16 protein-coding genes and 1 other RNA gene are annotated in these 14,047 nt (G+C 37.9%); 8 read left to right on the top strand and 9 right to left on the bottom strand.

Translation table 11 applies throughout. The features are described 5' to 3' along the window. Nucleotide 1: 1 nt before the first annotated feature. Nucleotides 2-391 carry a protein YgfX gene (locus HC728_RS05780; RefSeq protein ID WP_081301016.1) on the bottom strand — a complete coding sequence of 130 codons (390 nt, stop codon included), beginning with the start codon at nucleotides 389-391 and terminating at the stop codon, nucleotides 2-4. Next, entirely contained in the window at nucleotides 363-623 is a 261-nt protein-coding gene (locus tag HC728_RS05775) for a succinate dehydrogenase assembly factor 2 (RefSeq protein ID WP_012533480.1), read from the bottom strand. The genes HC728_RS05780 and HC728_RS05775 overlap by 29 nt, the downstream gene beginning before the upstream one ends. A gap of 183 nt (nucleotides 624-806) precedes the next feature. Here HC728_RS05775 and ygfZ point away from each other — a divergent pair, with 183 nt between their 5' ends. The 3 genes from ygfZ to HC728_RS05760 all read left to right on the top strand — a co-directional run bounded on the left by ygfZ (nucleotide 807) and on the right by HC728_RS05760 (nucleotide 2,845). Beyond that, nucleotides 807-1,763 (top strand): tRNA-modifying protein YgfZ, encoded by a 957-nt coding sequence (ygfZ, locus tag HC728_RS05770; RefSeq protein WP_012533067.1) that lies wholly within the window; start codon nucleotides 807-809, stop codon nucleotides 1,761-1,763. Further along, complete coding sequence (locus HC728_RS05765) at nucleotides 1,753-2,235, top strand: aminoacyl-tRNA deacylase (protein WP_041941376.1); 483 nt, start codon at nucleotides 1,753-1,755, stop codon at nucleotides 2,233-2,235. The genes ygfZ and HC728_RS05765 overlap by 11 nt, the downstream gene beginning before the upstream one ends. A gap of 406 nt (nucleotides 2,236-2,641) precedes the next feature. Further along, a complete protein-coding gene (locus tag HC728_RS05760; RefSeq protein ID WP_005420739.1) occupies nucleotides 2,642-2,845 on the top strand; it encodes a DUF1107 domain-containing protein in 204 nt (67 codons plus the stop codon). Nucleotides 2,846-2,890: 45 nt separating this feature from the next. Here the strand turns inward: HC728_RS05760 and HC728_RS05755 are convergent, their stop codons facing one another. The 3 genes from HC728_RS05755 to HC728_RS05745 are packed head-to-tail and all read right to left on the bottom strand — an operon-like array spanning nucleotide 2,891 to nucleotide 5,870. Beyond that, nucleotides 2,891-4,099, bottom strand: coding sequence for an FAD-dependent 2-octaprenylphenol hydroxylase (locus HC728_RS05755; RefSeq protein ID WP_190395197.1), 1,209 nt, complete (start codon nucleotides 4,097-4,099; stop codon nucleotides 2,891-2,893). A gap of 2 nt (nucleotides 4,100-4,101) precedes the next feature. Beyond that, nucleotides 4,102-5,289, bottom strand: coding sequence for a 2-octaprenyl-6-methoxyphenyl hydroxylase (gene ubiH / locus HC728_RS05750; RefSeq protein ID WP_065604902.1), 1,188 nt, complete (start codon nucleotides 5,287-5,289; stop codon nucleotides 4,102-4,104). 11 nt (nucleotides 5,290-5,300) lie between these two features. Continuing rightward, on the bottom strand, nucleotides 5,301-5,870 hold the full coding sequence (locus HC728_RS05745; RefSeq protein ID WP_054775656.1) for a YecA family protein: 570 nt from the start codon (nucleotides 5,868-5,870) through the stop codon (nucleotides 5,301-5,303). A gap of 253 nt (nucleotides 5,871-6,123) precedes the next feature. Between HC728_RS05745 and zapA the strand changes: the two genes are divergently transcribed. The 5 genes from zapA (at nucleotide 6,124) to serA (ending at nucleotide 9,466) form a co-directional block, all read left to right on the top strand. Then, entirely contained in the window at nucleotides 6,124-6,450 is a 327-nt protein-coding gene (gene zapA / locus HC728_RS05740; RefSeq protein WP_005420743.1) for a cell division protein ZapA, read from the top strand. 31 nt (nucleotides 6,451-6,481) lie between these two features. Continuing rightward, nucleotides 6,482-6,662, top strand: a non-coding RNA gene (ssrS, locus tag HC728_RS05735) — 6S RNA. Nucleotide 6,663: 1 nt separating this feature from the next. Continuing rightward, complete coding sequence (locus HC728_RS05730; protein ID WP_065604903.1) at nucleotides 6,664-7,245, top strand: 5-formyltetrahydrofolate cyclo-ligase; 582 nt, start codon at nucleotides 6,664-6,666, stop codon at nucleotides 7,243-7,245. A 140-nt stretch (nucleotides 7,246-7,385) separates the two neighbouring features. Then, entirely contained in the window at nucleotides 7,386-8,042 is a 657-nt protein-coding gene (gene rpiA, locus HC728_RS05725; protein ID WP_005420746.1) for a ribose-5-phosphate isomerase RpiA, read from the top strand. 194 nt (nucleotides 8,043-8,236) lie between these two features. After that, nucleotides 8,237-9,466, top strand: coding sequence for a phosphoglycerate dehydrogenase (serA, locus tag HC728_RS05720; protein WP_065604904.1), 1,230 nt, complete (start codon nucleotides 8,237-8,239; stop codon nucleotides 9,464-9,466). Between the two features lie 59 nt (nucleotides 9,467-9,525). On the opposite strand, the gene HC728_RS05715 is transcribed toward serA, so the two are convergent. The 4 genes from HC728_RS05715 to HC728_RS05700 form a co-directional block, all read right to left on the bottom strand. Continuing rightward, nucleotides 9,526-10,218 carry an oxidative stress defense protein gene (locus HC728_RS05715; protein ID WP_005420748.1) on the bottom strand — a complete coding sequence of 231 codons (693 nt, stop codon included), beginning with the start codon at nucleotides 10,216-10,218 and terminating at the stop codon, nucleotides 9,526-9,528. 131 nt (nucleotides 10,219-10,349) lie between these two features. Next, nucleotides 10,350-11,210, bottom strand: a complete 861-nt coding sequence (gene mscS / locus HC728_RS05710) for a small-conductance mechanosensitive channel MscS (protein WP_005420749.1) — start codon at nucleotides 11,208-11,210, stop codon at nucleotides 10,350-10,352. Nucleotides 11,211-11,454: 244 nt separating this feature from the next. Next, a complete protein-coding gene (gene yaaA / locus HC728_RS05705) occupies nucleotides 11,455-12,234 on the bottom strand; it encodes a peroxide stress protein YaaA (RefSeq protein WP_054775655.1) in 780 nt (259 codons plus the stop codon). Between the two features lie 114 nt (nucleotides 12,235-12,348). After that, on the bottom strand, nucleotides 12,349-13,782 hold the full coding sequence (locus tag HC728_RS05700; protein WP_065597575.1) for a sodium:alanine symporter family protein: 1,434 nt from the start codon (nucleotides 13,780-13,782) through the stop codon (nucleotides 12,349-12,351). Between the last annotated feature and the right edge of the window lie 265 nt (nucleotides 13,783-14,047).

Raw genomic sequence — 14,047 nt, 5'->3', positions numbered from 1 at the left:
ACTACTTTAAGAGCACCATTAATTGATGGTGCTTTTTTTTATCTATCGCATCTGAGAACAAATAAAAGAACTGCTTAGTGTAAGCATTTTCAGCATAGATGATGCTTAATGAGCGACTGCTCCACAGCATCCGTTTAACAACCCAATCACGATGATCATCGGTTTCTTTCTTTGAAAAAGTATAGCGGCCTTGCAACTCTAATAGCTGATGGTAAGTAGCACTCACTTGTTTATAAATGAAGTAAAAAAACAGAGGAAGAAGTGGAAATGGGACTATTCCCATCAATAATATCGCCCATCCAAAGCAGAAGTAACTACCATTAAGGAAAAGATAGGCGATATAAGAGAAGTTCAGCGTTATTTTAACGTAACTTGCTGAGGTTGTGCTCAACGATTTTATCTACCATAGATGCATGAGCAAGATTATCACTGCGACCATGCCCCATAATCCATGTAAATAAATCAGGATCATCGCACTCTAACAATGAAACAAAAGCTTGTTGCTCTGCTTCTGTAAGCTCTTCAAAACATTCATCAAAGAATGGCATTATTACCACGTCTAATTCCAGCATTCCACGACGGCAAGCCCACTTAACTCGTGCTTTTTCTTCGGCACTGTACATACTGTCCCCTAGCGTAAAAAATAAAATAACGGCCTTGAGTTTATCAGTCTATTTCAACGACAACCATGATCTAAAGTCATAAGATGAAGAAGATGCGACATGAAACTACTTGTTTCTTTTTACTGACATTTAAAATTTAGACATTTACTATAAAGAACATAATCTAACTTAAATAAGAATTTTATGATGAGTACTCTATTCCCTACATTAAATTTAAATAAAGATGACCAGTTACCAAACTTCACGGTCTCTGAATTAAATGATTGGGCATTAATCACAATGATTGGTGCAGATAAAAAATCATACCTACAAGGTCAAGTTACTTGCGATGTTGTTTCTTTAGCTCAAGATGAGATCACCTTTGGTGGACATTGTGATGCAAAAGGGAAGTTATGGAGTATCTTCCAACTCTTTCATCATAATGATGGCTACGCTTTATTTCAGCGTAAAAGTGCTATCGAAACAGAATTAACTGAAATAAAAAAATACGCTGTATTTTCTAAAGTAGATATTTCAATCAGTGATGATATTTTACTTGGCTTTACTGGTGATAAGGCTCTTGAGTGGATAAATCAACATACTGATTCAAATGCCAATGTCCGAGTATCTAAATTTGGTACGTTTGCCAAAGTTAGCGATACACAATGGCTACTAGTAACAACCGATGATAAAAAAGAAGAACTTCTTTCTTTATTATCAGAAGCCACATTATGCGATGAGGCTATATGGTCTCTGCACCACATTAAACACGCCTTACCACAACTAGATGATCAGCTATGTAACGAACATATCCCTCAAGCATTAAATCTACAAGCCATTAATGGTATTAGCTTTAAAAAAGGGTGCTATACAGGCCAAGAAACCGTAGCAAGAGCAAAATATCGCGGTATAAACAAACGTGCTATGTACTTACTTTCAGGTATCTCTGAAGCACAACCATCTGCCGGCGATGCTATTGAGCGTAGTGTGGGCGAAAATTGGCGTAAAGGCGGAACCATTGTTTCGGCATACCGCTTTGAAGATGGCTATACCCTTGCTCTAGCAATCCTCCCGAATGATTTAGATGAAGATACACAATTCAAACTTCAAGAATCTATCTGGGAAAAAGTAGAATTACCTTACACACTTAATGATGAGTAAATTGCAAACATCTGTGACGGGTCTGCTTGATAAAGAGCAGATCCCTTATCGAATACTTCCACATAAAACCCCCGCAATCAGTGTTCAAGATGCAGCTGAACAACGTGGAGTCTCTCCATCTCAGATGGTTAAGACGATTGTTTTACGAGATATGGGTGGGCGATTGGCTCTCGCTTGCGTTCCTGGAGATCAACAAGTAGATCCAAAAAAAGTACGACAATTATTAGATTGCCGACGCATGACCTGTGTTTCACCTGATGAAGTAAAACTGATTACAGGCTTTGAGATTGGTACGATAAACCCAGTAGTAACCGCGACACCTATGCCTGTTTTTCTAGATATTCATTTCCAACAATATCAATACATTAATATATCCAGCGGCGATAGAATGGCAGGAATTGAATTAACGCTCTCTGACTTATGTCATTTATGCCAACCAACTCTAGCTTCTTTGTGCCGAGAATTGGATTAATTTACATTCTTACATAACGAACTTGATCCATTACTCATTTCGCCACATCAAAAGATGAATTATTATTTATTTTTTATGAATAAGTAGCATTTTGGTTAATTTTTAGTTATTTTAATTATGTTCTTTTCTTACGAAAGAGCGCATAAATTGTTTAACTCCAAACAATTTACTCCAATATACCTATATATATTGGAAATGCATCTGTGACTGTTTGCCCGAACTCTGTTTCGGGCTTTTTTTTAATATTTTTATCTAGATAAAGATCAAATATCAGCATATTAAAATATTAATAATATGCACCTCCTCACCTTATCCCTGTTTTGCAACATATATGTCACATAAATTTGGTTATAATACTATCCAGAGTATAAAAGCTCGTTTGTTTTAATCACTGAAGGATAATGTGATGCGATTTTTTAAGCACTATGCACCGAGCATGATTGCGAAACATATTAGTCGGCTATTTAATGGAAAGATTCATATTCACGGCATTGGCGAGTTTCGATTTAAAGATGGTCGATTAGTTGCTCCTACAGAAGCGGAGCGTGAACACTATAAAATGGTAAAAGAAATTAACTCAGAAATAACTCGGTTGAAAATGGCTTATTAAAAATAAAGGTAGCATTGCGCTACCTTTTTTGTTTTTAGCTAAATATTATTTTTTTGCTATTTCTGGTAAATGCCCAGATAAGCCTAGCGCTCTTTTTAAGCATTCATCTTTAACAGGCGATAGCTCATTCGTTAATGACATTCCCACCCCTCGAATGAATTTCTTAACTGGATTACTTCCAGAAAATAACTCTTTAAATCCTTGCATAGAGGCGATCATTTGAGCGGCTTCTGCTTTTCTCCATCGCTCAAAAGAACGTAAATGAACTTTTAAACCGATGTCTTTACTTTCATTTTGTAACGCTAAAATCGTTTCAGCTAATGCAGCAGCATCGGCAAGTCCAAGATTCACACCTTGCCCTGCTAAAGGATGAATAGTATGCGCTGCATCACCGACTAATACCGCTCGATCACGTACGAAATCTTTGGCATAACGCATCTTTAATGGAAAAGCTTGGCGAGCACCTTCAACAGAACATAACCCAAGCTGATTATCAAATGCCGTAGTTAAACGTTTATTGAAATCGTCTTCAGGCATCGAAACTAAATCTTCAGCTTGTAAAGGATCAAGGGACCATACAATAGAGCTTAAATTCGGTTCACCTAATGGTAAAAATGCAAGCGGTCCTTCTGGTCTAAATATTTGTCGAGCGGTTGCATTATGAGTATCTACAGTTCGAATATTTGCAACCAGAGCGCTATGACCATAATCCCAATGTGTTAAAGGAATATCTAACTGATTACGTAACCATGAATTTGCACCATCCGCACCAACCACCAGCTTTGCGGTAATGGCTTTACCTGATTCTAAATTAATCCAAGCCTCACTTTCGCCAAACATAATATTAGTGCATCGTTCTGGCGCTAATAATGTAACGTTTTCTTGTTTTGAAATTTTATCCAAAAGAGAAAGTTGTATAACTCGGTTTTCGACAATATGTCCTAAATTATGCTGAGCGATATCCTCTGCTTCAAATTCAATCTTAGCAAAGCTGTCTTGCTCCCATACTCGCATCGATGTGTATGGTGCTGCACGACGTGACAAGACTCCCTGCCATGCTCCAACATTATTTAAAATATTTTCACTTGCTCGACTGATCGCTGAAACTCGAATATCAGGTAAAGAGGCTAATTCCTCTTCAGGCAGTTGGCTTTCAATGACTGCGATTCTTAATCCACTGTTTTCTAATGCAGCGGCTACGGTTAAACCAACCATACCGCCACCAATAATCGCAATATCTACACTCTGCATCATAATTATCTTTTCACTCTACCCATTGCTCGTAATGTCACGGGTTTTAATAAAAAACGGAAAGTATCAACCGCATACAAACCAATATTTCGTCCAATTACCATTGGGAATGAATGAGTTGCAAAGATAGAAATTAATCCTGCAGTCATCGTTATGGTTTGCTGTTGATCTGGTTCTCGTCGATTCTGATACTCAGCTAGCACCGAATAATCACCAATATCTTGACCATTCAAAGAAGCTTGAGTAATACATTCGCTTAATGAAAATACATCTCTTATTCCAAGGTTAAACCCTTGGCCTGCTATCGGATGCAGAGTTTGAGCTGCATTACCAATAGCAGCAAAACGATGGGAAACATGCTGTTTTTGACGACGAAGTAACAAAGGATAATGTGCTCGCTTACCCGTTTTTATTAGCTTACCAAGGCGCCAACCAAATTCACTTTGTAAATGCGCTAAAAATTGCTCATCACTGTACTCTAATATTTCCTGCGATGCTTCAGGAGTAACACACCATACAAGTGAGCTACGACCATTAGACATCGGCAAGAGAGCGACAGGACCATGCTCAGTAAAACGCTCAAATGCTTTTCCTTGAGGATGAAGCTCTGTTGTCACATTAGCAATGATAGCGACCTGCTCAAAATCAAACACTTCAGATTCTAATTGCATGCTTTTGCACGTGGCAGATTCAGCGCCATCTGCTGCAACAACCAAAGATGCAGAAATAACCTTTCCTGTAGAGAGCGTTATCTTAGTCAGTGCTAACTCTCGCTCAAGATGAGAAACCGATGCAGGGCAAATAAGTTCTATATCTGAAGAGTTTATTAATTTTTTATGATAAAAGTCACCAATATCAGCAAGCTCAACAACATAACCAAGATCATCAACATTCAATTCTTTTGATGTTAACTCTGTTATTCCTGCGTGTTGCTGATCTGAGATGTGAATATGCTTTATTGGTGTTGCTAACGGGGCGATATCAGACCACAAAGCAATATCTTTCAATAGCTGCGCAGTTCCATTAGAAAGAGCAATACTTCGAGAATCATAGCCTGGGTGAGAATCAAGTTTTGGTTCGACAGCTTCAATAACCGCAATCGAAAGACGCCCTTGATTCATTTTTTCTAATGCTAAAGCGAGTGTTGCTCCCGCCATCGCACCACCAACAATAACTACATCATAATGTGTCATTCTAGAATCCATTAATGCACTGTTTTAGATGCATCAGTATGTATTTGCTGACCTAATTCAGCATGAATAGTAAGAACACAAATACGTACATGCTCTACTATTTGTTCAAAGAGACTTTCTTGTTCTTCAAGATCATCATCTTCATCAATACCTAAGCGTGCAATTTCTTCTAAATCAGCTAACGCTTCTTTCAATGCATCAGATGTTTTATCTAATTTAAGCTCAACTAAACCTAAACCAGAGATAAAATGGTTAACCCACTCACTTAACCCATCAGCTCGATTCATTAAGCTCTCTTTCTCACTAGGAATTAGTAGCTCTAAAGCCAACTTCTCAGCCGTTAATTCAGCAACTGTGCATTGAAATACCGCACTTCCTACTTTAATTGCACTGTCTGGCCATCCCATCCCATCGTTAGTGTAATCATAAATCAATGGCTTCCAGGTTTGATCGTCAAGAGATAGACCACCGCTTATCATGCCAACTAATAAACCATGCAATTCTGATGGTGTAACTGCAAGTCCACTGTCTTTTAAAGCTGACTCAACGGTTAAAAACTCTGGCATTTTAATTTCGCTCATATTTGACGATCTCTAGATTAGGATTAATATCTCCATGCTACCACTTCATGCATTTTCAGAAAACTCACTATCTCTCGCAATTGAGTATCTTTTCATCAGATTGTTGTTTTATTAAGAATATAGTTAACCACCATCAACAAAGCGATGCGAAATACTTGAATCTTTTTACATCATTTCTTATAGTTTCATTCACTTATCACTGGTTATTTATGAAGTCAGTGAATCTTATAGTTTAACGATGAGTAATGTATTGATGACAAGCCAAGCCGTGCAAGTCCAAATATTAGGACGAGCCATCAAGGTTAACTGCCCTGCTGGTCAAGAAGCTGCATTAAAAGAAGCCGCTCAAGATTTAGATAATCGTGTAAATGAATTATCTGAACGAACCAAAGTAACCAATACTGAACAGTTATTGACTATTACGTCGTTAAATATCTGCTACGAACTTCATGCGGCTAAAAAAGAGGCAAGTAAACACTCTTCTGATGTTTATGAACGCATGGGATTGCTTGCAAGCGCATTAGAAGCTGCAATTTCTACAGTTAAGCCTAGCCAAACAGAAGAAAGTACGGCAGAATAGAAACATCGCTAAGGATAGCAAAAGAATAAAATTTACCCTGGAGTGTTTGTAGGCGGATCTATGTCCCTGAGCCGATAAGCACAAATTAGGGTTAGTACTTGTTTGCTATTGAGCATGCTCGGCTTGTACTGAGAAGCCTACGGTAAACTTTGCTGATCCGCCTTGAACCTAGGGTTCAAGGGCTACGACCACTACGGCACTTTGGGGTATTCCATGACATCTCGTCGACTCATTCGACAATCTACACGTCAACGTCGTAACGCTTTATCTCCTATTGAACAATCTCAAGCAGCCAACGCTCTTGTCCAGCAGTGTTCTATCAACCCTGTAATTCAAAAAGCACACTCTATTGCAGTCTATTTATCTTCCGATGGTGAAATTGATACCAATCCACTCATCACTTGGTTATGGGCACAGGGCAAACAAGTCGCTTTACCTGTAATACACCCATTCTCAAAGGGGCATTTATTATTCCTTGAGTACACTGAAAACTCACCGCTTGTTCATAATAAATATCAGATCCTAGAACCCAAACTAAACAAAACTAAAATTATACCGACCTCTGAATTAGATCTAATTTTGACGCCGTTAGTTGCTTTTGATCATACTGGTAATCGTTTAGGTATGGGCGGAGGATATTATGATCGAACCCTCTCTAATTGGCACTCCCATCAGCAAGGTCCAATGCCGATAGGGTTATCACACACTTGCCAGCAAGTTTCATTGTTACCGATTGAATCTTGGGATGTAGCACTTCCTCAAATCATCACACCTCAAAAAACATGGCACTGGTAAATAGTTAGCCGAAACCGTTTGCTTTGCTTGTATTTTATTCATTTTTTACGCTTTACTGACTTATTTTTTCTGACGAAGAAAAAACTCTACGCTATAATCACGCCGCTTTCATTTGCACATTATATTTCTAGGAGAAGGTCATGACTCAAGACGAGATGAAAAAAGCAGCTGGTTGGGCAGCGTTAGAATACGTAGAAGCTGGCAGCATTGTTGGTGTGGGTACAGGTTCAACCGTAAACCATTTCATCGACGCACTTGCGACCATGAAGAATGAAATTAAAGGCGCAGTATCAAGCTCAGTAGCTTCAACAGAGAAGTTAAAAGAACTGGGTATTGAAGTTTTTGATTGTAATGATGTTGCAGGCCTTGATGTTTATGTTGATGGTGCCGACGAAATTAACGGCAAGAACGAAATGATTAAAGGCGGCGGCGCAGCTCTTACTCGTGAAAAAATCGTTGCTGCAATTTCTGATAAATTTATCTGTATTGTTGATGACACAAAGCAAGTTGATGTTTTAGGTCAATTCCCACTTCCTGTTGAAGTTATTCCAATGGCTCGCTCTTATGTTGCTCGTGAGTTAGTTAAATTAGGTGGCGATCCTGCATACCGTGAAGGCGTAATTACCGATAATGGTAATGTGATCCTTGATGTTCACGGTATGAAAATTACAGATGCAAAAGATCTAGAAGATAAAATCAATGCTCTTCCAGGCGTAGTAACTGTAGGTTTATTTGCACACCGCGGTGCAGATGTCCTATTAGTAGGAGCTCCAGAAGGCGTTAAGAAGTTCGACTAAATAACTACCTTAACTTAATGTTCCCTTATTTAAGAGGGAGCAAAAATGTTATTTCATTACAAACGGTGCTCATTAGCACCGTTTTTTATTAACTATTCCGTAATTTTCTTACCCAAACTGATTATTTTTTGATACTTTATAATCAGCAAGCAATAAATCACATCATAATTTTGTTTTTAAGGATAAGAACGACCATGGCAAAAGTATCTCTGGAAAAAGAAAAAATCAAAATTCTTCTTTTAGAAGGATTGCACCCATCTTGTGTTGAAGTTTTCCAAGCAGATGGTTACACCAATATTGAATACCACAAAGGTTCACTCTCTGAAGAAGAACTCTTAGAAGCAGTAAAAGACGTTCATTTTATTGGTCTTCGCTCCCGCACTCAATTAACACAAGAAGTATTTGATGCTGCAAACAAATTGGTTGCTGTTGGTTGTTTCTGTATCGGCACAAACCAAGTTGATTTAAAAGCAGCCGCAAAGCGTGGTATTCCTGTATTCAATGCTCCTTTTTCTAATACTCGAAGCGTTGCTGAATTAGTTTTAGGTCAAATTCTACTATTACTTCGTGGCATCCCAGAAAAGAATGCATTAGCACACCGTGGTATTTGGAAAAAAAGTGCTGACGCTTCTTTTGAAGCTCGAGGCAAACGTTTGGGTATCATAGGTTATGGACATATCGGTACACAATTAGGCATTTTAGCTGAAAACCTAGGTATGCGAGTTTATTACTACGATATCGAAAATAAACTTTCTCTAGGTAACGCAACTCAAATCCCGACCATGAGTGAATTATTAAATAAGTGTGATGTGATCTCTCTACATGTTCCTGAAACTGCTGGAACAAAAGACATGATGGGGGCAGAAGAATTTGCTCGTATGAAACCAGGAGCTATCTTTATTAACGCTGCACGTGGAACTGTTGTAAAAATTCAAGATCTATGTGACGCATTAGAGTCTGGGCATTTAGGTGGCGCAGCGGTTGATGTGTTCCCTGTAGAACCAAAAACAAACGCTGACCCATTTGAGTCACCATTACAAAAGTTTGATAATGTAATCTTAACGCCGCATGTTGGGGGGTCTACTCAAGAAGCTCAAGAAAACATTGGAGTTGAAGTTGCAGGTAAACTAACAAAATACTCAGACAATGGTTCAACATTATCATCAGTTAACTTCCCTGAAGTGTCACTTCCTGAACATACTGATACATCACGTTTATTGCATATCCATGAAAACCGTCCAGGTATTCTAACTCAAATAAACAGTATTTTTGCTAATGAAGGCATTAACATTGCAGCTCAATACTTACAAACATCAACAGATATGGGCTATGTTGTTATTGATGTTGAAACCGCACGAGCTGAAGAAGCTCTGGTTCAACTAAAAGCAATTGAAGGCACTATCCGCGCTCGAATTCTTCATTAAGATAAATAAAAATGGGCAGCTTAATTAGCTGCCCATTTTATTCATATTAAATAATGTAATCAGTTAAGTCGATATACAACAGATACAGAGTCAGAAATTACCATTTGGTTATCCTGATAACTTTCAGCTGTATTTGCAGCGCTATCCATCGCCATGCTTCTCATTAGCACAGGTTGGCTGTAATTATTATGATATGAAACCTTCCAAACCCCTTTAACAGAAGTTCCAAATCCTTTAGCTAAAGATGCCGCTTTTTCATTCGCATCTTTAATCGCTTCTAAACGAGCCGCTTCAATGTATTGCTTTTCTTTACTTGTTTTTAATTCAATATGGTTAATACGATTAATCCCCTCACCCAAGGCTTTATCTAAATAACCATTCAATTTATTCAAATCCATTACAGTAACGGTAATATTTCGAGTGGCTTTGTAACCAACAAGCTCTGGCTTTTTACCTTTTGGATAACGGTATTCAGGGGTTAAACGAATATTACCACTATTAATATTCTCACGTTTAACGCCTTGTACTTCTAAGCGAGCTAAAAATCCAGTTACTGCTTTATCCGCAGCCTGTTTCGCTTTTTCTGCTGTTGCCTTACTTTCAACGACATCAACTGAGAACTGAGCCATATCAGGTACAACAAACACTTCACCTTTCCCTGATACTTCAAGATGAGGAAAGTCTGGTGATGCAGCCATTGCAACAGGAGTTAAGAAAGCTGATAAACACAAAACACTTATTATTTTTTTCATTTTTTATTCTCAAGATAATGTCATATTTCTATGACTCTAATAACAGCAAATAATTCCTTATCATTATGCATGTTAAGGCAAAAAAAATGCTACCCGAAGGTAGCATTTAATATTTTGATTTAAATAAAAAATTAATCTACTTTATTTAAATGAACATCCATTTGTGGGAATGGGATCTCAATACCTTCGTTATCTAGGCCTTCTTTAATCGCTTGAAGCGTATCAAAGTAAACATCCCAGTACTCAGCAGTTTTACACCATGGACGAACAACAAAGTTCACTGATGAATCAGCTAGAGCAACAACACCAACCGTTGGAGCTGGTGTTTTCAATACACGAGGATCTGACTCAAGTACTTTTGTAATGACTTCTTTTGTTTTCTTCAGATCCGCACTGTAAGAAACACCAATAACATGATCTACACGACGCGTTGCATGGCGAGAATAGTTTGTAATTGGACTACCAATAACACCACCATTTGGTACTACAACCATTTTGTTATCAGGTGTAGTTAGGATCGTTTGGAAAATTTGAATTGAATCAACTGAACCCGCAACACCACCAATCTCAACATAATCGCCAGATTTAAATGGACGGAAAGCAACAATCAATACACCAGCTGCAAAGTTTGATAGAGAGCCTTGAAGCGCTAAACCAACCGCTAAACCAGCCGCACCAATCACAGCAACAACCGATGCTGTTTGTACGCCAACTTTACCTAATGCAGCAATTAATACGATGATGAATAAAAGGTAACGAACAAGAGTGTGAACAAAGTCAACAACCGCTTTATCCATCTTTTTCTTTTTAAGTACGTTACTTACACTGTTCGCTACTTTTTTAACGATAATGTTACCGATAAAAAGAATCGCGAGAGCTGAAATAATGTTTACACCATAAGTAATAAACAATTCAGTATTATCTGTTAGCCAATGCTCTAAATTAGCTACACCAGTTGTAGCTAAATCAGTTACAGCGCCTTGATCTGCCATTTGATTTGTCCTTTTATAGTTATTCTCAAAAAATTGAGAGGGTTGCCATTATTTTGACATTACGCCGATTTTAACACTTTCTATGTTAACTTGGGGGTAAAATCCATTTAAAAACCAGATTATTTCACGACTTTCTCTTCTATAAGAAGCTGAAAAAGTTTAAATTACAACCACCTAGTTAATATAACTAGTTAGGTACAAATATGAAACACTTTGTTGACATTTTATTTGTTGAAATATGGGGTTATTTATTCTGTTCTTCTCGCTTAAAGACTAACGTAGTCGCCGTAGATTCCGCCTCAACAAAATAATATCCATCACTATCAAAACTCTTTAGCTCTTCAACATTAGAAATCTTATTTTGAATAATAAAGCGAGCCATTAATCCTCGAGCTTTTTTCGCATAAAAACTAATAATTTTATACTGCCCATTTTTACAATCTTTAAAGACAGGAGTAACAATATCGGCTTTTAGCTCCTTTGGCTTAACCGATTTAAAGTACTCATTAGATGCTAAATTAACTAATATTTCAGAATCTTGAGCTTCTAACTCTTGATTAAGTTTATTAGTAATTAAACTCCCCCAAAATTGATACAGGTTTGAACCTCGTCCATTTTCAAGCTTAGTTCCCATTTCAAGACGATACGGCTGCATTAAATCCAACGGCTTTAATAACCCATACAAACCAGATAACATTCTCAAATTGGTTTGGGCGTATTCAATCTCACTTTCGCTCAAACTGTTTGCATCTAAACCAGTGTATACATCCCCTTTAAAAGCAAATAAGGCAGGTCGAGCATTCTCTTGAGTAAACGTCGTTGACCACTCTTCAAAGCGAACAGCATTTAGACTGGCAATTTTATCACTTACTTTCATTAACTTAGCGATATCAACAGGCGTTAATGTTCTACATGCTTTAATTAACTCAGCCGAATCTGAAATGAAATCAGGTTGAGTAAAAGCAGATGTTGGTAGCGGTGTTTCATAATCGAGTGTTTTTGCTGGAGAAACCACAATAAGCATGAGCAAGATATCCCTGTGTATTTTTATATATACAAGATATTAACGATTCAAATAAAAAAAAGCCACGCTCGAATGCATGGCTTTATCTATTTATTTGATGGGCAAAAACAATGACTATTTTTGCTCTTTTGTATTATCCCAAATCCCTTCCTCTAATTGCGAGTGAAGCTCTGGATAATCTTTACTATCAAAGGTAGGTAATTTACCTTCTTTAAGTTGCTTATTATAGTCTTTAGCAAGCTTAATCACGGTTCCTGACAGCAATGCGATAGCTATTAAGTTTACAATTGCCATTAATCCCATTGATACATCCGCTAATGCCCATACCGTAGGTAATGAGGATAACGCACCAAACATTACCATACCCAGAACGATCACTCGGAAAATACCAATGCCTGCTTTATGATTATGCTCTAAGAAGATTAAATTCGTTTCTGCATAAGAGTAGTTGGCAATAATCGAAGTAAAAGCGAAAAAGAAAATCGCTACAGCAACAAAAATACCACCCCAATCACCAACTTGACTTGTTAATGCTAACTGAGTTAATTCAATACCCGTGACTTCACCATGAGGAACATACTCACCAGACATTAAAATGATAGCTACTGTCGCAGAACAAATCACAATTGTATCCATGAATACACCTAGCATTTGCACATAACCTTGAGATGCTGGGTGCGGAGGATATGGTGTCGCAGATGCTGCAGCATTCGGAGCTGACCCCATACCGGCCTCATTCGAGAACAAACCACGCTTAATACCATTAATCATAGCTTGAGCTATTGCATAGCCTAAACCACCAGCGGCAGCTTCTTGTAAGCCAAATGCACTCTTGAATATCAAGCTAATGACACTTGGTAGCTTTTCAATGTTGGTAAACATGATAAAGAAAGCAATTGCCAAATAAGCTAAAGCCATTACTGGAACAACAATTTCAGCAGTACGTGCAATTGTTCTAAATCCGCCAAAAATAACAACGGCAGATAAAATGACAATCGCAATACCAACATACAAAGGCTTCCACCCAAATGCAGTTTGCATTGCACCAACAATAGAGTTGGCTTGAACAGCGTTAAATACAAGACCAAATGCGATGATTAAAAATACTGAAAAGAGCACGCCCATCCAGCGCATGCCAAGTCCCTTCTCCATATAATAGGCAGGACCACCACGATAATTACCGTCATCGTCTTTGGTTTTATATAATTGCGCTAATGTGCTTTCTGCAAATGATGTTGCCATACCTAACATCGCAATCAACCACATCCAAAAAATAGCACCAGGTCCACCTGCGGTAAGCGCAACAGCGACCCCTGCCATGTTCCCTGTACCAACTCGAGCCGCTAAGCTCGTACATAATGCTTGGAATGATGAGATACCTGATGTGTCTGACTTTCGACTGTCCTTCAATACCGAAAACATATGTCCAAAATGACGGAATTGAATAAAACCCAATCGAACAGTGAAGTAGATACCGATAGCAACTAATAAATATACAAGTACTGAACCCCATAATAGGTCATTCAATAAATTAATAAGACTTGCCACTTTTCCCCCTCAGTTACATTCGTAAAAACACATACACACTTAATATCATTAAGTGTCCCCTTCTCGTCCCAACCTTAAACTATCATTCTATTAATTATGGGATTACCCCTTTATTCACTTTCATGAATTATTTATGCATTTAATGATGCTTAAGATTGGCGTGCTGAATGATGATCAGTATTTAATAAAAAATCAATAGAAAACACATGTTCTGAAGGTGACACTTTTTCTACAATTTCAGAAAAAAGCGCTATCAAAGCAACAA

It is taken from the genome of Aliivibrio sp. S10_S31 (assembly GCF_014694495.1).
GTDB lineage: Bacteria > Pseudomonadota > Gammaproteobacteria > Enterobacterales > Vibrionaceae > Aliivibrio > Aliivibrio fischeri.
Note: the sequence above shows the minus strand (reverse complement) of the source record. Positions and strands in the feature narration are given on the sequence as shown.